8 protein-coding genes are annotated in these 22,723 nt (G+C 56.8%); 1 reads left to right on the top strand and 7 read right to left on the bottom strand.

What is annotated here, in order from left to right; translation table 11 throughout:
* Window positions 1-497: 497 nt before the first annotated feature.
* Window positions 498-15,029 carry an SdrD B-like domain-containing protein gene (locus EQG79_RS15120; RefSeq protein ID WP_165358907.1) on the bottom strand — a complete coding sequence of 4,844 codons (14,532 nt, stop codon included), beginning with the start codon at window positions 15,027-15,029 and terminating at the stop codon, window positions 498-500.
* Window positions 15,030-16,053: 1,024 nt separating this feature from the next.
* Between EQG79_RS15120 and EQG79_RS15115 the strand changes: the two genes are divergently transcribed.
* Window positions 16,054-16,755, top strand: a complete 702-nt coding sequence (locus tag EQG79_RS15115; RefSeq protein ID WP_077921649.1) for a LytR/AlgR family response regulator transcription factor — start codon at window positions 16,054-16,056, stop codon at window positions 16,753-16,755.
* Window positions 16,756-17,116: 361 nt separating this feature from the next.
* Here the strand turns inward: EQG79_RS15115 and EQG79_RS15110 are convergent, their stop codons facing one another.
* The 6 genes from EQG79_RS15110 to EQG79_RS15085 form a co-directional block, all read right to left on the bottom strand.
* Window positions 17,117-17,809, bottom strand: a complete 693-nt coding sequence (locus EQG79_RS15110; RefSeq protein WP_077921648.1) for a hypothetical protein — start codon at window positions 17,807-17,809, stop codon at window positions 17,117-17,119.
* A gap of 79 nt (window positions 17,810-17,888) precedes the next feature.
* Entirely contained in the window at window positions 17,889-18,965 is a 1,077-nt protein-coding gene (locus tag EQG79_RS15105; RefSeq protein ID WP_077921647.1) for an aminotransferase class V-fold PLP-dependent enzyme, read from the bottom strand.
* A gap of 107 nt (window positions 18,966-19,072) precedes the next feature.
* Window positions 19,073-21,007: a phosphoglycerate dehydrogenase gene (gene serA, locus EQG79_RS15100; RefSeq protein WP_077921646.1), complete on the bottom strand. Its 1,935-nt coding sequence runs from the start codon at window positions 21,005-21,007 to the stop codon at window positions 19,073-19,075.
* A 3-nt stretch (window positions 21,008-21,010) separates the two neighbouring features.
* Complete coding sequence (locus tag EQG79_RS15095; protein ID WP_077921645.1) at window positions 21,011-21,382, bottom strand: HepT-like ribonuclease domain-containing protein; 372 nt, start codon at window positions 21,380-21,382, stop codon at window positions 21,011-21,013.
* On the bottom strand, window positions 21,375-21,662 hold the full coding sequence (locus EQG79_RS15090; protein WP_077921643.1) for a nucleotidyltransferase family protein: 288 nt from the start codon (window positions 21,660-21,662) through the stop codon (window positions 21,375-21,377). The genes EQG79_RS15095 and EQG79_RS15090 overlap by 8 nt, the downstream gene beginning before the upstream one ends.
* A gap of 7 nt (window positions 21,663-21,669) precedes the next feature.
* Window positions 21,670-22,659, bottom strand: a complete 990-nt coding sequence (locus EQG79_RS15085) for a YheT family hydrolase (RefSeq protein WP_077921641.1) — start codon at window positions 22,657-22,659, stop codon at window positions 21,670-21,672.
* Between the last annotated feature and the right edge of the window lie 64 nt (window positions 22,660-22,723).

The following is a 22,723-nucleotide window of genomic DNA, read 5'->3' as shown; positions in this document are numbered from 1 at the left end:
GAAATTTGATGAACTACTGTGTAGCGGGGTAGCGCGGGTAAACAGTACTAGCATAATCTGTAGCTGATCTGGTTCGATATCCTTAACCAGCACATAAGACAGGCGAAGACAACAAACGGCACATCAACAGATACAAATGCTTTGCTTATTTCTGCAGGAAAGATATTGTCGGGGACAAACGGCTAATATTGGGGGGTAATCCGCGGGGGTGATGAAAGGCAACCAGAAGATTTATTTGTGGCTTTCCTTAGATGAAAATTCGCAAAAAGTGCGCCAAACTATTATTTTATCAAGCCGGTCCAGCCTAGTCTCTATGTTCTCTAAAGACTGTTATGAACCAGGCCTCTACTCTTAAAATGAATATAGAAATAAATTGAACCAGGCGCAGGATCTCCTGATACAAAGAATGCTTAGATGGCTTCCGGTACAAAATAAAAAACCCGTAACTACGAATTAGCCACGGGTTTTTTATCAGATGAATCAGATTCTCGATTCGCTTACTTATCTCCAATACGGGCCCCTCGCTTGGTTTGTTTGATCACAAACGGGGTGCACACATCCGGTGGACAAGTACAAGCTGTACTGCTTAGCTGCACCGTCACGTCCTGATAACAACCCGACCCGTTGTAGACCCGCACCGTGTACGAGGCCGACGAAACCGGATTGGCCAGGGTGTTGACGATCACCCCGCTGGCCGGAATCCCCTTAGCCGCCCCCGACAGCGACGCGGCCGGGTTGAAGCTCGCCCCCGCCGAGTACTGGTAGGTATAAGCCGGCTGGAAGCCCCTCAGCACGATCTGGCCGTTGGCCTGGGCCGTGGCGCCCACACAGGTGGCGGGCAGAGCCACGGCCTGGAAGGTGGGCAGCGTATCCTCTTCCACGATGAAGGGGCAGCAGCTGAAGTCAGGACACTGGCCAGCGGTGTTATCGACGGCCAGGCTGTAGCTGCCGGGGCTGCTCACATCCAGGACGTTGGTGGTGGCCCCCGCCATGACCAGGCCATCTTTGTACCACTGGTAGCTGGCCCGGCCCGGGGCTACCGTCAGCCGGAAGGTGTAAACTTCACCCACACACACCTTCACCGGTACGCTGGTACAGACCGTAGCGGTGTCACCAGGTATGGAGGTCTGGTTGTAGAGGATGCCACTGCTGTCGACGCGGGCCTGTAGCGTGAGGCTCAGGCTCTGTCCGGCGCTGATGGCGGCTACTGACCAGTAGCTGACCGGAACACCCGGGGTGAAGCTCGTACCCGTCGGCACGGAGGCCGATCCAGCGACGTAGCTCAGGCCTGTTGTAGTGGAGTCCTTGACCACCACGTTGGTGGCGGTGGTTGGTCCTACGTTGCTCAGCACCAGGGTGTAGGTCAGCACATCGCCTAGTTTGGCCCGGCTGGCGCTGACATACTTGTCGACCACTAACCGCGTACCCGCAGGCTGGGAGCAGGAGCCTGGGGCGGTGTAGGTGGCACTGGCACTGGCGCAGCCGCTGAGGGTAGCCACCAGGTTATGGGTTGTCCCATCGGAGGGCAGTCCCGTCAGGCTGAAGGGCAGGCTGGTGGTGGCGCTGGTGGCCGTCAGGGTAGTGCTGCGCAGGCCGTCGGAGACAGTGATCGTACCTCCGCTGGTGTTGTTGAGGATGCGCAGGCTACCGTTGAGGGTATAGGTGTTGGTCGCGGTCTGGCAGAGTCCCGGGGATACGGTCAGGCTCAGCGAGCAGACCGTGCAGGCGACCGGCGCGGTGTAAACCGTGCTGGCCGAGAGGCCGTTGAGGCTGGCCACCAGCGTGTGGCTGGCCGCGTCGCTGAGACCCGTCACACTCACCGTGGCCGTGGCCTGCCCCGCCGTCACGCTCACCGTGCCGATGCTGACACCGTTGTCGGTGATGGTCAGCGTACCGGCACTGGCACCCGTCAGGCTGACCGTAGCGGTGGCCGTGTAGTTGTTGGTGGCCGAGTTACACACCGGACCACTCGTCAGGGTGATGCTCATGGCCGGTACCACGTAGAAGCCTGCGTCCAGAGTCGGGTTGGTCTCCCCCGAAGTCAGGCTCACTACCTGAGTAATGCCGCCCACTGGATCGCTATCGGTCGCGTCGTTGCCCGCGTTAGGCGTGGTGGCCGTGTAGCCCGTCGGGCTGGTGAAGCTCACCGAGTAGGGCACCCCTGGGGTCAGACCCGTGAAGCTGTAGAGGCCGCTGGCATCGGTGGTGGTGGAGGCCACCAGGGTGCCGTTGCTGAGCAGGGTGACCGTCACGTTTGGCAGGCCGGGCTCGCCACTGTCCTGCTGGCCGTCTTTGTTGACATCGACAAAGACCTTGTCGCCCAGCGACGCGGGCTTGTAGTAGCCCATGTCGACGGTGGTGTTGTTCTCGTTAGCCGTCAGGTTGTAGACCCCCGTCAGGCCGGTGGCGGGTGCCCCATCCGAGTCGAGGGCGTCATCACTGCCCGTGTTCTGGCTGGTGGCCGTGAAGCCGGCCGGGGCGGTGAAGCTGACGCTGTAGGGCACCCCCGGGGTCAGGCCGGTGAAGCTGTAGAGCCCACTGGCGTTGGTGGTGGTGGAGGCCACCAGCGTACCCGAGGAGAGCAGGCTGACGGTCACGCCGGGGATGGGCTTGTCGGCGGGGTCCTGCAGACCATTGGCGTTGACATCCTCGAAGACATAGTCGCCCAGACTGGCTTTGGGTGCCACTGTACACGAAGCCGGTGCGGTGTAGGTCACACTGGCCATGCTACAGGCCGTCGCACTGCTCATGACCATGACGGTGTGCACCGCCCCGTCTGAGTTGAGCCCGGCCAGCGTATAGCTCACCGGCCCGTCACCGGTCAGCGTTACTATCGTCTGTGCCGTTCCATCGGTGATGGTCAGCGATTGGGTGGTGGCGTTGTTGACCGCCGTGTTGGTGGCCGATACGCTACCCGTTACGGTGTAGGTGTTGGTGGTCGTGTTGCAGCTGCCGGGGGTGGCCGTGGCCGTCAGGGAGCAGACCGGTGCGTTGCCCACGGTGATGGTCAGGGGCTGGCTGTCCGAGCAGGACTTGGCATCACTCACGGTGATGGTGAAGCTGCTGGTCGTAGCACTGGTGGGTGTGCCGCTGATCTCACCCGTGGTGGGGTTGAGCGTCAGGCCCGCTGGCAGGCTACCCACTGCTGTAAAGCTGTAGGGGGCGGAGCCGCCCGCGGCCGTCAGGGTCTGGCTGTAGGTGGTGCCGACCTGCCCGTTGGCCAGGGCCGTGGTGGTCAGGCTGGTCGAGCAGACCGTGCAGGCGGCTGGCGCGGTGTAGACCGTGCTGGCCGAGAGGCCGTTGAGGCTGGCCACCAGCGTGTGGCTGGCCGCGTCGCTGAGACCCGTCACACTCACCGTGGCCGTGGCCTGCCCCGCCGTCACACTCACCGTGCCGATGCTGACACCGTTGTCGGTGATGGTCAGCGTACCCGCCGTGGCGCCCGTCAGGCTAACTATGGCGGTGGCCGTGTAGTTGTTGGTGGCTGAGTTACACACCGGACCACTCGTCAGGGTGATGCTCATGGCCGGTACCACGTAGAAGCCCGCGTCCAGGGTGGGGTTGGTCTCCCCCGAAGTCAGGCTCACTACCTGAGTAATGCCGCCCACCGGATCGGAGTCGGTCGCGTCGTTACCCGAGTTGGGTGTGGTGGCCGTGTAGCCCGTCGGGCTGGTGAAGCTCACCGAGTAGGGCAGGCCCGGGGTCAGACCCGTGAAGCTGTAGAGGCCGCTGGCATCGGTGGTGGTGGAGGCCACCAGAGTGCCGTTGCTGAGCAGGGTGACCGTCACGTTTGGCAGGCCGGGCTCGCCACTGTCCTGTTGACCGTCTTTGTTGACATCGACAAAGACCTTGTCGCCCAGCGACGCGGGCTTGTAGTAGCCCATGTCGACGGTGGTGTTGTTCTCGTTAGCCGTCAGGTTGTAGACCCCCGTCAGGCCGGTGGCGGGTGCCCCATCCGAGTCGAGGGCGTCATCACTGCCCGTGTTCTGGCTGGTGGCCGTGAAGCCGGCCGGGGCGGTGAAGCTGACGCTGTAGGGCACCCCTGGGGTCAGGCCGGTGAAGCTGTAGAGCCCACTGGCGTTGGTGGTGGTGGAGGCCACCAGCGTACCCGAGGAGAGCAGGCTGACGGTCACGCCGGGGATGGGCTTGTCGGTGGGTTCCTGAATACCGTTGGCGTTGACATCCTCGAAGACATAGTCGCCCAGGCTGGCCGTCAGCACGTAGAAGCCCGCGTCCAGGGTGGGGTTGGTCTCCCCCGAAGTCAGGCTCACTACCTGAGTAATGCCGCCCACCGGATCGGAGTCGGTCGCGTCGTTACCCGCGTTAGGCGTGGTGGCCGTGTAGCCCGTCGGGCTGGTGAAGCTGACGCTGTAGGGCAGGCCCGGGGTCAGACCCGTGAAGCTGTAGAGGCCGCTGGCATCGGTGGTGGTGGAGGCCACCAGAGTGCCGTTGCTGAGCAGGGTGACCGTCACGTTTGGCAGGCCGGGCTCGCCACTGTCCTGCTGGCCGTCTTTGTTGACATCGACAAAGACCTTGTCGCCCAGCGACGCGGGCTTGTAGTAGCCCATGTCGACGGTGGTGTTGTTCTCGTTAGCCGTCAGGTTGTAGACCCCCGTCAGGCCGGTGGCGGGTGCACCATCCGAGTCGAGGGCGTCATCACTGCCCGTGTTCTGGCTGGTGGCCGTGAAGCCGGCCGGGGCGGTGAAGCTAACGCTGTAGGGCACCCCTGGGGTCAGGCCGGTGAAGCTGTAGAGTCCACTGGCGTTGGTGGTGGTGGAGGCCACCAGCGTACCCGAGGAGAGCAGGCTGACGGTCACGCCGGGGATGGGCTTGTCGGTGGGTTCCTGCAGACCATTGGCGTTGACATCCTCAAAGACATAGTCGCCCAGACTGGCTTTGGGTGCCACTGTACACGAAGCCGGTGCGGTGTAGGTCACACTGGCCATGCCGCAGGCGGTGGCCGAGGAGAGAACTGTCACCGTGTGAACGGCTCCGTCTGAGTTGAGCCCGGCCAGCGTATAGCTCACCGGCCCGTCACCGGTCAGCGTTACCACCGTCTGTGCCGTTCCATCGGTGATGGTCAGCGATTGAGTGGTGGCGTTGTTGACCGCCGTGTTGGTGGCCGATACGCTACCCGTTACGGTGTAGGTGTTGGTGGCCGTGTTGCAGCTGCCGGGGGTGGCCGTGGCCGTCAGGGAGCAGACCGGTGCGTTGCCCACGGTGATGGTCAGGGGCTGGCTGTCCGAGCAGGACTTGGCATCACTCACGGTGATGGTGAAGCTGCTGGTCGTAGCACTGGTGGGCGTGCCGCTGATCTCGCCCGTGGTGGGGTTGAGCGTCAGGCCCGCTGGCAGGTTACCCACTGCTGTAAAGCTGTAGGGGGCGGTGCCGCCCGCGGCCGTCAGGGTCTGGCTGTAGGCGGTGCCGACCTGCCCGTTGGCCAGGGCCGTGGTGGTCAGGCTGGTCGAGCAGACCGTGCAGGCAGCTGGCGCGGTGTAGACCGTGCTGGCAGCCAGGCCATTATTCAGCGTAGCTACTACTGTGTGGCTGCTGGCGTTGCTGATGCCCGATACCGAGAAGCTGGCTGTGGTCTGACCCGCCGAGACGGTGATGGTGGTCAGGCTAGTGCCGTTGTCGGTGATGGTCAGCGTACCGGCACTGGCGTTGGTCAGTGAGACGGTACCTGTAGCAGTGTAGTTGTTGGTCAGGCTGTTACAAACCGGCGTGCCGACTACCACACTCAGGCCCACTGTACACGAAGCCGGGGCCGAATAAATAGCACTGGTCGTGCCACAACCGGCCAGACTCACCGTGACCGTGTGGCTGGTGCCATCCGATACCAAGCCCGTCAGTGAATAAGCAATACTAGTCGTCGTAGCTGATACCGGCAGGCTTACTGTCTTGCTACCGTCGGAAACAATCACGACGTTACCGGAAGGGTTACTCAGGCTGATGCTGCCCGATACCGAATATTGGTTAGTTGCCGAGTTACAAACTGTAGGCGTTGCTGTAGCCGTCAGGCCGCAGGGGCAGCTCACCGTTGTTGTTGCGGTAGTTGAACAGCCTGTAGCATCGGTCACCGTCAGCGAGTATATCCCGTTCATAGCCTGTGTTAGCACACCGTTGGCCTGGGCGTCAACCACGTTGACCTTCCAGCCCATGTTGTCGTGTACATCGCAGTTATAATAAATCAAGTCGGGGGTAGCGGCCGTTGGTGTAAAGGTCAGTGAACCAGATGTTACACCCACAGTGATATTCTGGCTGGTATTGGCAAAGCCCCCCACCGGACTAGTCGTAAAGACGAACGGATGGCCTGGAGTATTAACGGTAAAGGTATAGGTAACACCCCGTACCAAGGTCAGTTCTTTACCCTGAATACCGTCAATGGCCAACCCCATCGTCGATCCTACGCCGAAATAGGGATGAGTAGCGTCTTTAGTAACGACCGCGACACCCATTGTTGGTCCGGCGTAGCTGTAGCTGAATGGGCTTGTTCCGCCCGTAACGGTTGGAGTAATGGTAGCACCGGTGCTGGTGCAAACGGCATTAGCCACCGCCGTCAGCGAGCAGACCGTGCAGGCGGCTGGCGCGGTGTAGACCGTGCTGGCCGAGAGGCCGTTGAGGCTGGCCACCAGCGTGTGGCTGGCCGCGTCGCTGAGACCCGTCACACTCACCGTGGCCGTGGCCTGCCCCGCCGTCACGCTCACCGTGCCGATGCTGACACCGTTGTCGGTGATGGTCAGCGTACCGGCACTGGCACCCGTCAGGCTAACCGTGGCGGTGGCCGTGTAGTTGTTGGTGGCCGAGTTACACACCGGCGCGCTGGTGAGCGTCACACTCATGGCCGGTACCACGTAGAAGCCTGCATCCAGGGTGGGATTGTTTTCGCCCGAGGTCAGACTCACCGGTGCGGTGAGGCCGTTGACCGGATCGCTGTCGGTCGCGTCGTTACCCGCGTTAGGCGTGGTGGCCGTGTAGCCCGTCGGGCTGGTGAAGCTCACCGAGTAGGGCAGGCCCGGGGTCAGACCCGTGAAGCTGTAGAGGCCGCTGGCATCGGTGGTGGTGGAGGCCACCAGAGTGCCGTTGCTGAGCAGGGTGACCGTCACGTTTGGCAGGCCGGGCTCGCCACTGTCCTGTTGACCGTCTTTGTTGACATCGACAAAGACCTTGTCGCCCAGCGACGCGGGCTTGTAGTAGCCCATGTCGACGGTGGTGTTGTTCTCGTTAGCCGTCAGGTTGTAGACCCCCGTCAGGCCGGTGGCGGGTGCACCATCCGAGTCGAGGGCGTCATCACTGCCCGTGTTCTGGCTGGTGGCCGTGAAGCCGGCCGGGGCGGTGAAGCTGACGCTGTAGGGCAGGCCCGGTGTCAGGCCGGTGAAGCTGTAGAGGCCGCTGGCGTTGGTGGTGGTGGAGGCCACCAGCGTACCGCTGTTGAGCAGGCTGACGGTCACGCCGGGGATGGGCTTGTCGGCGGGTTCCTGCAGGCCGTTGGCGTTGACATCCTCGAAGACAAAGTTGCCCAGGCTGGCCGTCAGCACGTAGAAGCCTGCATCCAGAGTCGTGTTGGTCTCCCCCGAGGTCAGACTCACTGGTGCGGTGAGGCCGTTGACCGGATCGGAGTCGGTCGCGTCGTTGCCCGCGTTGGGCGTGGTGGCCGTGTAGCCCGTCGGGCTGGTGAAGCTCACCGAGTAGGGCACCCCTGGGGTCAGGCCGGTGAAGCTGTAGAGGCCGCTGGCATCAGTGGTGGTGGAGGCCACCAGGGTGCCGTTGCTGAGCAGGGTGACCGTCACGTTTGGCAGGCCGGGCTCGCCACTGTCCTGCTGGCCGTCTTTGTTGACATCGACAAAGACCTTGTCGCCCAGCGAGGCCGGGCGGTAGTAGCCCATGTCGACGGTGAGGTTGTTTTCGTTGGCCGTCAGGTTGTAGACCCCCGTCAGGCCGGTGGCGGGTGCACCATCCGAGTCGAGGGCGTCATCGCTGCCCGTGTTCTGGCTGGTGGCCGTGAAGCCGGCCGGGGCGGTGAAGCTGACGCTGTAGGGCACCCCTGGGGTCAGGCCGGTGAAGCTGTAGAGTCCACTGGCGTTGGTGGTGGTGGAGGCCACCAGCGTACCCGAGGAGAGCAGGCTGACGGTCACGCCGGGGATGGGCTTGTCGGTGGGTTCCTGAATACCGTTGGCGTTGACATCCTCGAAGACAAAGTTGCCCAGGCTGGCAGTGGCCTGCACTGTCACACTCGCCGTGGCCGTGGCTGTACAGCCCGATCCATTGCTGACAACCACCGTATAGGTATACGTACCCGCCGTAGCTGGTGCGCTTACTGTACGGCTGGCGACCGTAGTGGCGGTGGGGCTACTGATGCCTGAACCGCTCCAGGTATAGGTCGTACTGCCAGGGGTAGTGTTGCTGGCCGAGACACCTAGTGTAATGGTTGCATTGGCAGTTACAAGGTTGGGCGCGGCCGTAGCCGATACACTGGTGGGCGTTACGCACGGACACGTATTCGTTACCGCAATAACGGCGCTGCCTGAATAACAATCGGCGGGAGACGGTGCTTTTTCAAATAAGTAATAGGTGCCTACACCCACGACCAGGTTGGTCACCTGCGTGCCGGAAGCCCGGTTGGGCGTGGTGTACCACTCCAGCGTATAACCCGTCTGCGAAGGGTTACCCTGCGCCGTAGCCAGGTCAAACGTCTTCGTTACGCAGTCGACCGAGGCCGAAGCGGCAATAACGGGGGTTTGCGGATTACCCACATTCACCGTTACCTGCACGGTGTCCTGGCAACCAAGGTTGTCGGCCAGTACCACAAAATAATCAGTCGTCGAAGCCGGCGTGACGGCCGTCGGGGTCGATACCGCTACCCCGCCCGGATACTGGTCGCGATACCACTGCTGCCCCGTGAAGGTAGAGTAGTTCGGAATCAGTGCCGTGAGGTTTACCGCCGTGACAGGGGCGCAGACCGTGGCCGTGCTGACATCCGAAAGACTCGGACCAGGGTTCACAACCACCGTTACCTGCTCGTCGGCCTGGCATCCGGTGGCGGTCTCCGTATAGACCAGCTGATAGGTAGTTGTTACCGCCGGGCTAACGATAGGTCGCGATGACGATGCGTTCGTAATGGTATTACTGAGCGTTGTTGGATTTACCGCTGCCCACGAATAATTATACGTCGTTGGCGCATTGGTAACCCCAAGCTGAACGGAACTTCCTTTACAAATCGTCTGTGGCAAACCTGTTAGGTTCGTCTGGAAATTAGGCACCTTCACCACTACATCATCGGTAATGGAGCAGCTACCATTGGTAGCCGTCAGCCGGTAGACGTACGTACCGGGTACTGCCGAGGATTGATTGAACGAGGCCACGGCTCCGCTGGTGGTGCTGAGGTAGCCCAGCATCTGCGCCGACGTCATGGGCGAGGCAATGGCCGTTGGCGATGAAGGGGTTGTCGTGCTGGCTGAATAGGCTAGTGCCGTCCAGGTAATTGTTCCTGAGCCGGACGACCCTAGCTGAACGGCCGGGCTGCCCGGACACCAGCTTTTATCGGCACCGGCATTGAGCGCAAGGCCTGCCGGCGGATTGACCGTCACCGAAGCTGTTTGAATACAGCCCGATGCGCTGTTCCGGCGCGATACCGTGTAGGTTGTCGGAGCCGTGATCAGGCCAACCCAGGGCCGGGCTGTATTACCTCCGCTATAGGCGGTAGTCAGGCCGCTATTGGTAAAGAGTCCTGTGCTGGGCGTCCATGTATAGCTATAGCCAGTTAAGGCTGTCTCGCCAATCTGAAGATACGGTGAGGTACAGTTGGCCGTCAGCGGACCACCCAGATTAATGGCTGGGTTGCTATCATTGATGGTAAACGTAGCGGTTACGGAGCCGCAGGTCCCTTTTGTTTTGGTCAGCAGGAACACCACCGGCCCGGCAAAGTTGGCAGGCAGGGTCACCGTTGGCCGCAGGGCCGTGGTGGAGCTCAACCAGGACACATCGGCCGTACCACTCTGAACGGTCCACAGGTAGGTAGACCCCGCATCGGAATCAAAAAAGGGTCCTATAGCAAACGACGAGCCGGCACAGGCACTATAGCTGGCGCTGGCCAGGGCAGCAGGGGCCGTCGTGGTGGTATTCACATTCACCGAATGAACAGCCTGACAGCCAGACTCTACGTCCGTTATCGTCAGGGTATAGCTCAGTGTAGCCGGTGGCGTCGGTACGTTCGGTACGGCCAGATAGGGCTGGGCTACCGTACTGTTGGGCGTTCCAACGGGGAAGTTCAACCCGGCCGTCGGATTCCACGAGTAGGTAATAGCCGTATTGGAGGCCGGTGAGCCAAGTTGCACCAGCGAACCGGGGCAAATATTGTTCTGAACGCTTCCGGCATTGGCAGTCAGCACATTTACTTTCACGTTCAGCGTATCTTTTGCAATACAGCCGGTGGCGGGGTCCTGCACCTGCACGATATAAGCGGTAGTACCGGCCGGATTCACCGTTGGGAACGGCGAGGTCGTGTTGGTCATGCTGGCCGGTGTGGAGCCATTCAGCCCCGTCCAGGTCCAGTTGAAGGCCGAGTTGGGTGCCTGCGTATAATCCAGGCCGGAAAGCGTATAGGGTCCCGCGTTCCCTGCGGTACCAAACCGAACCCCCGGAGAAGCAATGCTACAGATACTGACATCTTTAACGCCGATAACGGGTAAGGCGTTGCGGCCGGAGAATACCTGAAGCCGGGCAAAACACGATACCGGGCCATTGCCTAAATCGATGGTTTGCGTTACTTCATACACCACCACGTTGTTGCCCGACCATCCCCAGGTGGCATCGTCGAAATCGACAATGACCGAGGTGGGGTGAGGACCGCTGGCCGAAATAGCGGCTCCTTTTACGCCGTTGTTGCTGACAAAAAGTCCTCGGGGAGCCGTATTGGCGGGCTGGATGGTGCCATTTACGCTGTATGTACGCCAGGTATAGGTAGCACCCTGGAGGGGCGACACACTCATAAGAGTGGTTGGTGTGCTACAGGCTCCGTTCGTTCCTTTCAGCGAAGCCGTCGGAATGGGGCAGGCAGGTCCCTGACCACAGCAGGGTATGTACACCCGTACCGTATCGACCGTATAACAGGTATTCGGGAAGGGCAGATAAGAAGCCCGTAATTCATAATCGATGTAGTAGCCCGTGCTGCCGTTTGCCGAGCAAAGCGGGAATTTGGCGTTCAGGAACTTGTTGGTACCAACCTGTTGTCCGAGCGCATCCATACCAAAGGCCGCATTGGCTTTCAGTGACGACAGGCCCGCACTGAAATCTGTGCCAATAGCCGTCCACTGAAAATATTGTCCGGTGGTTTCGGGGGCACCCACGGCATCACGTGTGCCGGTTGTACAACCATCGCCAATGAGGTCGTTACCGGCCGATGCAAAGCCAAGCGCTACATCGGTTACAGTCTTCGTTGTTTCGTAAATACAGCCATCGCTCAAACGCAGAGCCGTAAAGGTATAGGTTGTCGTACCGATCGGGAAGCCGCCACTGATTACCCCTGGGTCGAAGGTAGGATTAAAGGCCTGGGCATTGTCCAGGCTCGTTGCCGGTACCCACTGGAATGCATAGCCCGATGGAGCCGTACCGGTCATTCCGATACTGACGGGGGCGTCGTCCTGGCAAACGGTCAGGCTGGACAAGGTCGTTAAGGCGGTACTATGCGGAGTAGCCGCCGTTACCGTTACTGTGGTACCGGGTGCGCAGAAGGCCGCATCGGTTTTCACCTTCACCTGAAGGGTATAAACACCGGCTGTGGTCACTACCGGATTAGCCAAACTGGAAGTAAATCCACCGGGGCCTGTCCAGCTGTAATCAAAGTCCGGATTTACCGCCGGTGGCCCAAGTACTGCGGTGGTCGATGTGCCGGGGCAGAGCGCTACCGATGCAGCGGTACCGGCGCTGGCAACTTTTGGCGCAATGGCCACGAAGGTTTCGCGCCGGCAGCCTCCGGCATCAATAACAACCAGCCGGTAAAATCCGCTGCCTGTTACGCCCGACCCGATGGAAGCCGCAAAACTCGAAGCCGCAACGCCCGAACCGCTGGCCGGACTGATGGTGGTGCTGCTCACGGGTGCGTAGCCATCGTACCACTGCCACGATACATTACCCGATGCTCCCGACAGTGTAATGCCCATGTTGGTGGTCGTGCCGGGGCAATAGTAAACCGGCTTGGTAGGGGCATTGATGCTGAGGTTGAACGTACCGGTAATGGTTGCTGTGGCCAGATTGGAAATGCTGAGCGTATCGCAGCAGAAGCCGATAATCAGACGGCGGTAATCTACCGTACCGGCGGCTGGCTCCGGTGAGGGCTTATACACATCATACGTACCGTTGCCGACGTTTGTCCAGGCACCGCCGTTGATGCGCTTCTGCCACTGGTAGCTAAACGCGGGCGACTTTGGCGTTGGGTGTGCAGATAAGGCACCATCGATGAGGATATTGGGCAGGTTGTCTGTAGCCGATGAGCCACTACCGCTCTGGTAGGTGGGCGTAGCGCCCAGAATAGGCCCATCATTGGGGTTCTGCCAGATGGCCCCGCCTATGCAGAAGGTATTGTTGCCAGCCGCAAAATTCGGGATGGTGTTATTGTTGGGTACTGGCTCATGAAATACCAGCAGGGCGACATCAGTCCCCCCCCCGTAGGTAGGCTGAAAAACCGATTTCTGGCTATTTGTAGCCTGGTCCCGATAGGTGGGCGTGATGGGGGTTTTATTTTGACTTGAAGCCTCTATGGTTATATAGGCTTCACATTTGTCGTTGACAAACAGAGCAATACCGTTCGTTGAAATATCTTTGGATAAGGCCGTACCATACAGTACGCTGGCACCCGAAGGCGAAAGGACATAATATTCGGGATGACGCTCACTGCTGGTAATTGGCAAAATTGCGCCCGGCGTTACAGGGTGATACTGATTCAAATAAAAATTACCCCCCCAGGTAACAAAGTGAATATTCCCCTTTTTGTCAATGGCTATTTCAGGGTCCTCAAAGTTATCGACCGGCATCGCCCCCGGCATCAGGGTGACGAAGTTGTATTTGGGGCTAAGGTCATACGGTATCTTAACGATGTACGTCCCGTAGAAGTCACCCAGCCGAAGCGAAGACGAGATGGGTGTTATTTCGTTGAACGCGTCGGTATTCGACACCTTCTGCAACAGCCCTGTGTTGTTATTGATTTCATAATATACCGAACTTGTTACATATACGTTGCCCTGCGCATCGGTTGCAATTTCGGTTGCAAATGGACCAAATGTAGATGCTGTACTAATGATTGGATTTATGTAAGAGCCGTATAAAAATGTACCGGATGGCGAGTACTTAGCCACGTAACGATAGTCATTATTGGTTGTCGGTACGGTGGGTTGAACCGCATTCGAAGAAATAAGCGGATTCTGGGTTGATTCTGTTATACCAACCGCCCAGAGATTGCCATCTTTATCACCGGCTATATCAGTAAATCCATAACCATTCGAAGGCACAGACATTGCCAGGCCAGCAGCCCCGGCCACATTGGTGTTTATACCAAAAATTACGCTACTCCCCGAGGTGCTACCAGCCGTAAGCGGAAACCCGGTACTTCCGTAAGAAGCATAGTACACCGTTCCGTTGTTCAGTACCAGAGTATTCGCCGAGTTACTCTGATCGCCATCAGCACCAGAGCTGCCCAGATATGTACTATACTTGAGTGTAGTGCCGGTGCTGTTCAACCGAAGTACAAACAGATCGAACCCTCCGTTGTGGGTAGCGTCGTAGGCAGCGGTGCTGCCGTTGGTCGGGAAGTTGGGGGAGTTCGTTACCCCGGCCAGATACACATCCCCTGCGGCATCGGCCGAAACAGCAAAGCCCTTATCAATACCGCTACCGCCCAGGTAGGTACTCCATACTATACTCGTTCCGTCTTTCTCGATGCAGGTAACATAGGCATCCTGCCCTCCGCCATATACCCTACCCAGGGTATTGGGGAAGTTAGTCGATCCCGTATAGCCTGAGACGTAGATACGGCCGGTGGTCGGGTGTACGTAAATACTAAGGGAAATGTCCAAGTTGGTTCCACCCAGAAACGAGCTCCACTTCAGGGCGATGGGGTCGATCACCAGCGCTACGGCCGGGTCATATGCTTCCAACTGGAAGCTTACCTCACCGTCTTTCACTACATAGGCAGCCGCCACCTCGACACGCTTACCATTAATCGTCTGGTAGGTGTACGGCTTTCCTTTCTGGAGCGTACCAAACGGTGTCGTAAAGGCGAGTTCGCCCTTGTCGGTCACGTGCAGGTCGGTCACGCCCGCCATGCGGAAGCGGATCTGAGCGGGGTCAGCACCGGGCTGCACCACAAAGTCGTATTTTAGGGTACCGTTGTCTCCTTCGTAGAAATCGGCCCGAATACCCGTCCAGATGTTTTCGTAGTTGAGTTTCTGGAAGTAGGTCACATCAGAAAAGGCACCCTCGCTGGTGATGTAGTTTACCGTACCATGCTTGCCACCCACGCGCCCGGCGGGCAGTAAGGCCACCTCCGGATTGGGGTTCACAAACTGAATTGCGTAGCCAGCCTGCGTACTGTCTTTGGTCCTGGCACTCCGCACCACCGACCGAATTTCAGTCGGCGTGAAGAAGTAAGTGGCCTGCGCATCGTTTGCCCGGTAGCGCACCGATGAGTTGGCTACCTGCCCCTGGTTTTGTTCAAATTTAAGCAGGGCGCGTTCGCGGGTCATCGTTTTACCGACCCGCTGCCGGGTTGCGTCGCTCGGCTGGTTGGCCAGTGGCTTCAGCCCGGTTTGATTTCGAGCCAGCAGCGGTGCGTTTGACGTCGTTGTATGAAGTTGGGCCTGTAGTTGCTCCGGTATGAGCAGCGCACAGAACGCAATAAATAAAGGCAGTGAAAGCCGCCAGCTGACCCTATGCAGTCTGAAAAAACTCAGACTATGGCCAGTGTTTTTCAGTCGTTGGGTAGCCAGATTATGCTGGCTGTTTCTACAGCCTACCAGCATCAGCAGCCAGCCGAGCATTGATAGTAGCACCCGGTTTAGGGATTGCCCTACGTTTATTATGCTGAAGCCCGGCGAAAGCCACCGCCAGAACAGAACAATGAATCTGGTAAAATTTCGCATAGTTATTGAGATGTTGAATCGGGGGGTATAGCGTAATGAAGGCCGAGTATCCGCATGCAGTCGGGGTAGGCGACCTGGTTGCCCTGGGGGACTTTCTATAGCCCTATGGGATGAATTAGCTGGATATCGCCAGGTGGCTGGTTGGGGCTTGGAATAAGAAACCGGCGGTGCCGAATGCGTAGACAATAGCTTCATGTAGCCAAAAAGATTTGTGCATCACGGATGGAAGTCCCGCGGCAGACTGACTGCCACTAATGCAAGCAAAAATGAAGGCACTCGCTGCAGTTTGCAGGAATGTGGTGATGAACAGCAAAAAATGGTGGACAATCGTAGGTCGAGATAAGACAAGACCGTAGAATCTGGTCAATGAATGGAGTAGGCAAGTCGATTTGCAAAGGATTTGCCAAAACCGAAGGGCTGGAAGCTCCCGTACCTGACGAATCAGGTCAATGAATAGGTTTACTTTTTTTACAGAAGCGCTGTATCACGTATATACGTAAGCGGTATAGAGAAAGCTCTCCGTTTCATTCGGGCAGGCACGCGCACTCTATGATATTTGTTTATCGACAATAAGCTATTGGAGGCTTTAATCCCTATAAACTATGCTTTCTCCCTAAGCCTTCCCGCAGTACTTTCAGTCTCTTTCTCGAAGCTACCAGCTTTTTTTCGGGAGTAGAGCGGCAGTAAAACCGATTGCTGAAAACAGGCTTTCAATAAAGTTGCTGAAGGATAAGTGACAAAATATCAAGACAGGTGTCTTATAGCGTATGCTTCCGATTGACTGTAATTTCCTGCAAAAGAGTACGTATGAGCAGGTGCCAGGCCGTATCGATGGTTATTTCGCCAACCGGGAGTGATCGGCGTTACGATTTACTGTTCCTTTCTGAGAATCAATACGTAGGGGTGTTAATTCTTTTTCTATATGAAAGCGTCCAGATCGGCTTCCATTCTGTTGGTTGAAGATGATATCGTTGAGGGTATCTGGCTCAGGCAAACCGTAGAAGCTATGGGATTCTCGTCCCCTTTTCTTGTACACTCTACCGACCTGGCAAAGGAGGTGATCAGGCACCATCAGCCCCAGCTCATTATCTGCGATCTGTTTTTCGACAAGTTGCCGAAAGGGCTAATGTTGTTGCAGGAGTTTGCCGAACGGGGCAGTCAGTTTATCATGATTACCAGTTCCATCGACGGATCGTTTTATGAAAAGACCCGGTCTATTGGAGTTGGCGCTCATCTCGTCAAACCGTTTCATCCGATCACACTTCAATCAACGATAGACACTGTATTGACAAGCCTGCCGCAACTCCCATCGACGGAGAAAACGCATCTGTTTATCCGAGGAGCACAAAACAAACAAGTGCGGGTAGATTTTCAGGATATCATGTATCTGTATTCAGAAAGAAACTACACCTTTATTAAGACTATACACGGACGACATACCATCAAGCGGTCACTCAGTAAAATGCTCGGTGGGTTGGACTCCCGCTTCATACGGGTACATAATAGCTACGCTGTTAATATAGATTATCTCAAATCAGTGGCTGCATCGACCCTGCTTGTTGATAAAGACGTTGTGCCGATTGGCCGGTCGTATCGGAAAAACCTGAGCGGTCTGATCAAATAAATTCCTGTATTTGATAGAATCCCGATATGAATACCGGCGCCTATTGGATTTAGTGACGCCGGCATAAATGTCGGGGCTATTCATGAATCCAACCAATTGGGATCTGGATCGATATATGATAAATGACAAGCCCCGGCATTCATGCCGGGGCGTTTTTATAGGCAAATGAATTCTCCGGTATGAATACCGGAGCTATTCATAAATATAACAAGTTGAGATCTGGACCGTTGGCCAGCAAATGAGTAGCCCCGGTCTATGTACCGGGGCTACTCATCAATCTAAACAACCGAAATCTGGACCGATATCAGATGAATAAATAACCCCGGTATTTATGCCGGGGTCTTGTTGTAAAAATTGATTTCTACCGATTGCGCTGGCCGCGGCCGCCGAACTGGCCAAGATAATAGTTGACGCCAACCTTAAGCCGACCGCCCCGTCCCTGGCTGGCGGTAGGGTCGATCCGGTTGTAGAAGTTGCCTTCGTACGAAATTTCGGCCCCCAGTCGGCGGAGGATCCAGGCCATAGCGCCGATCTCCAGACCGACGCTGGTGTAGCGCGATTTTTCATTGGCACCAATCGTTTCTGAAAACTCCCGGCCGCTGTTCAGGCTGGCGCCGATAAAGCTGCTGATGCGGGTGCGGAATGGATAATAGCGGGTAAACAGACCGAACTGGCGGGCCCGGTATTGATTACCAACCAGCCGCTCATTATCGTACCGAAGACCAGCCGCAAAGCCAGGCTGAAAGAAATAGCCCGCACGGGTATTGATGGATAGATAAACCTGCTCGTTGGCAACACCGAAGGCCAGCCCTCCACCCACGAAGGCATTACCCGGCTGAAACCAACTGAGCTGATTTCGCTGCTGATACGATATAGAACGATCAACCTCTTCGCTTACCTTTTCTTCTACCTCGGCCGCTTTCTGCCGGGCCTCCTGTTTGGTCTCGTCGTTGATCAGAGGCCGGTTCCGACCCGTCGAGTCGGCGTTGTTCTGTGCATAAGCCGCTACTGACAGACCAACTAGCAGGGTTGTTGTTTGAAGTAAATTTTTCATCGTCGTTGAGTGCTTAATCATGCCGAAAGAGACATCGACTAATTAACCGCCAACCTACGATAAGGTTTGCTATAGCGTGTTACCGGGCTAACTGCCTCAGTAACTGCTCTACCTGCTCAGCCGACGTAGCCGGGAAGTTGGCAATGCGGATTTGTGAGTCTTTTAATTTACCGTAGCCGCTGCCTACCACCATGTTGGCCATCCGGGCCGAGGCAATCACATCGGCCGACGACCGCCGGGTGTTGGCCACAATCACGGTCTGCGAGCGGTGACGCTCTTCTTTGACGAAAGGCTCGAACGCTTCGGAACCTTCAAGAAATTTATAAATAGCTTTGGCCTTCTCTTCGGTCTGCCGCCGAATGTTGGCGATGCCGATCTGGTTGAAGTCTTCCGCCAGTTTCCCCAGAATATAGATGAACAGTACGTTGGGGGTGGCGGGGGTCTCGAATGTCTGGGCGTTTTTCCAGAGGGTAGGCAGCGTATGATGCGCCCCAATGGTCAGCGAATCATATTGCTGAAGCCGCTCGGCTTTTTCGAGGCAGGCTTCGCTGGCGATCCAGACGCCCAGACCGGCGGGCATACCAAAAGCTTTCTGCACCGAGAAAAAGGCCGAATCGATCAGGCCAAAGTCCAGGTCGGGATACGGGGCTGACGAGACCATATCGACGCAGAACAGCTTTTTCGGGTATTTCCGCTTTAGCTTGTGCATGTCGGCCGGTTTCATCTGCACCCCCGACGAGGTTTCGTTATGGGTCAGGCAAACCACTTCGGCGTATTCGGGTACGTCGATGTCGGCAGCGTCGAACCCCTGACCAAACGGCTTTTCGAACAGGTGCGCAAACTTGTGGAGGCTCTGGGCGTAGTCGTAAAACTTGCGCGAGAAAGAGCCGTTGACGGCGTGAAAGCTTTCGTGCTCCACGCAGTTAAGTAGTATCCGTTCCCATACTTCCGACGCCGAACCGGTAAAGAAAATCCGGTGGGTGGCCGGAATATTCAGCAACAGCCGCAGCTGCTCGTCGGTATGTCGGTAGATATCCTGAAATCGGCGGCTTCGGTGCGAGATAGACCCAATCTGCTCGTCGAGGGCGGTTTGCAGATGCGTATAAAACGAAGGATATAACTCGGCCGGGCCGGGGGTAAAGTAGGTGTTTTTCATGAGAGCAGAGATTGAGTGAATTAGTGATTGAGTGAATGAGCGAGTCAAAAAAAGTAGTTTATCCGAACCAGTTTGCCCAATCACTAATCCACTCAATCACTCATTAACTAATATAAAAGTCTGAACTTGATGGTGTTGTCGATCCCTTTCAATTCCTGTACCACGTCGTCGGCATACTCTTTGGCTACGTCGGTAATCACATAGCCGATCTGCTCGTTGGTCTTCAGATACTGGCCGTGAATGTTGATGTGGTACTTGGCAAAAATGGTGTTCATTTTGGCCAGAATACCCGGTACGTTCGCGTGAATATGCAGCAGCCGGTGAGCGCCCTTCAGCAGCGGCAGCTGCAGTTCGGGAAAGTTGACGCTGCCGTAGGTGCTGCCGTTGTTGATGTATTCGAGCAGTTTGCCCGGTACAAAGCTGCCAATATTGGCCTGAGCTTCTTCCGTGCTGCCGCCAACGTGGGGCGACAGGATTACGTTGGGCAGACCGCGCAGAGCGTTGACGAACTCTTCGTTGTTGGTTTTAGGTTCCTGCGGAAATACGTCGAGGCCTGCGCCAACCACTTTGCCGCGCTCGATGGCATCGACCAGGGCCGGAATATCGACGATGTGGCCGCGCGACAGGTTCAGGAAAATAACCCCGGTTTTCATCAGCGCAAACTCCCGGTAGCTGATCAGGTTCTTGTTTTCCTTGCGGCCGTCGGTATGCAGGCTGATGATGTCGGCAATGGCCAGCAGCTCGTCCAGCGATTTGCATTTGCGGGCATTACCCAGCGCCAGCTTGTCAACGGCATCGTAGAAATACACTTCCATACCCAGCGCTTCGGCCACGACCGATAGCTGCGTACCAATGTTGCCGTAGCCAACCAGTCCGAGTTTTTTACCCCGTACTTCAAAACTGTTCTTGGCCGACTTGTCCCAGACGCCCTGGTGCATGGCGTTGCTCTTGGGCACGATACCCCGGATCAGCATAATGATTTCGCCGATGGCCAGCTCTACTACCGAGCGGGTGTTGCTATAGGGTGCGTTGAAGACGGCAATGCCTTTTTCGGTGCAGGCATCGAGATCGATCTGGTTGGTACCGATGCAGAACGCGCCAACGGTCATCAGCTTGTTGGCGTGCTCCAGAACCCGGCGTGTAACCATGGTCTTGGAACGGATACCCAGGATCGACACATCGCGGATGGCCTCGATCAGTTCATCTTCGTCCAGCGCGCCTTTGTGAATCTCGACGTTGAAACCTTCTTCCTCGAACAGTTGAACCGCCACCGGGTGAACGTTTTCCAGCAGCAGAACCTTGATCCGGCTCTTGGGGTACGACTGGCTCCGGCTGAGGTGATTGTGGTACAGAAATTCGTCGAGCGACGGGGCAATGTGGTCGGCTTTCTCCACAACGCGCGGCCGCATAACATTCTCCGTGAAAGCGTAGAACCGGTTGGCCAGCCCCGATGCCTTGATCTCATAATCGGTATAGCCGTCGCCGATGACGTACACTTCGCCGTCGAGGTTGAGCTGCCGGATCACCTGCGATTTGCCGCCGTTGGCCGACAGCGGGTTTTCCGGATCGAAACCGATAATCTCGCCGGTTTCGCCGAACACGAAGGTATTGGCAAAAACATGTTCGGCTCGTACGCCAAGCGACGTTACGATGGGGACAATGAACTCCCGGAATCCGTTCGAGACGATATAAATATGCTCGGCATGTTCGGTCAGGAAAGGGGCGTTGCGCTGAAACGAATCCGAAATCTTGCCCATGAGCGTTTCGACCAGGGCCGGCAGATGATCGCGGTGGGCGTGAAGAAGCTTCAGGCGCAGCTCGAGCGATTCGGTGAAAGAAATTTCGCCGGACATCCCCCGGTCGGTAATGGCCTGGATCTGGGCCAGCACATCATCGCGGTCGGGACGGCCAATGAGCGATATCTCGCCCAGTACGTCCAGAGCCTCTACCTTGGTGAAGGTGCTGTCGAAATCGATGATGTAATACGTCTGTTCGGCGGGCAGGCCGGCCGTGCGGTCAACGCTGGGGTCTTTGGTGAGCATGGTCTATGCAGGTTCATTTTCCAGATCATCTGGAAACTCATTCGTGAAGATGGCTTCAATAGCCAATTGCAGGGGCGGTAAATGCGTAATGACGATGCGCCATACTATTTCGTAATCGACTCCGAAATAGTCGTGAACAAGAATGTGTCGTGAACGGATAATCTTCAGCCATTCTATTTGCGGATGTGTTTCCCGAAAGTCTACAGGAACCCGGTTCGCTGCTTCTCCCAACACTTGTACATTTCTAATAACAGCATCATGTGTTTTTCTGTCGTCGACGAACTGCTCGAATGAATAGCCATCTATAAACGATCGGATTGCCTCAATCGCATCAAGCATATCGTATAACAAGTAACGAACAGATCGTTTAGACATACTGCAATTGCGGTTGTATATACGACATGAGCGAGGGCTTCACCGCTTTCCGGGTAACGATGTCTATCTTTTTGTGGAGGAGATTTTCCAGCTCGATCGTTAAGTCGATAAATTCAAAACCAACAGGTCTGCTAAACTCGACCATGATATCGATATCACTTTCTTCAGAAGCTGTTCCATCGGCATACGAACCGAACAGGGCTATTGACGTTAGAGGATACGTCGTGAATAGCCGCTCTTTGTGGGTTTTCAGCACTTGCTTGATGTGTTGTGCGTCCATGGTTTTGCTAGTCAGAATCCTGTAAAAACGCCACGGTCCGCTTTTCGGACCAGTACGTACCGTTAATGCCGCCCTGCCGGGGTGGAAACCCGCAGTGGCCCCCTGCTTCCGGGAACTCCATCCAGACGGTAGGTAGTTCCCGCGCCAGGGCTTCGGGGAAGCACTCGGGCGATAGAAACGGGTCGTTCTTTGCGTTCACAATCAGCGTCGGAATGCAGATAGCCGGCACGTACTGAAGTGAACTGCTGCGGGTATAATAGTCGGTTACGTCGCGAAAGCCATTCTGCGGAGCCGTAAACAAATTATCAAACTCCCGTACACTGCGGGATCTGATAACGGCATCGGTCGGAAAAACGCCCGGCATCAGCGCGGCTTTTTGCAATACTTTTCGTTTGAGGGTTCGGTTGAACCGGTAGTTATAGACCCGGCTGTCCCATTGTTCGAGCCGCCGGGCTGATCCCATCAGGTCGAGCGGAACCGAGAAAACGACAGCTCGCTGCACAACCGGATTCAGCGCTCTGCTTTGTTCGCCGAGGTATTTTAATGTCACGCTCCCCCCCGCGCTGAAACCCATCAGATGAATCGCAGCGTATCCTTTTGCGGTGGCGTAGTTGAGTACAAAATGCAGGTCGGTGGTTTCGCCGATATGGTAGAACCGCTGCTGCCGGTTCAGCTCACCACTACAGGAGCGGTAATGCCAGGCCAGGCAGTCGAACCCGTTTCGGGTCAGGTGCTGCACCATACCCGCCAGATACTGACTTGACGAGCTGCCTTCCAGGCCGTGCGAAAGAAGTACCAGCGGAGGCAGCAAGTCGGATTGCGGTCTGTTCGTAGCGAAGGCCCAGTCCAAATCCAGAAAGTCCTGATCCGGGGTATCGATCCGCTCACGGACGTAAGGGACCGTGACCTTGCGGAACAGCGAGGGAATGATGGTTTGCAGGTGACCACTCCACAGACGTGCGGGCGGTACATAACTCGACTGGGCAATCAGCGGCATTGGCAAACGCGGGTGATTGAAGCCGCAAAGGTAGCATTTAATTCAGGAGTGGACAGCCTGATTG

Source organism: Spirosoma sordidisoli, assembly GCF_004138325.1.
Taxonomy (GTDB): domain Bacteria; phylum Bacteroidota; class Bacteroidia; order Cytophagales; family Spirosomataceae; genus Spirosoma; species Spirosoma sordidisoli.
This window is presented reverse-complemented; position numbering and strand designations above follow the sequence as displayed.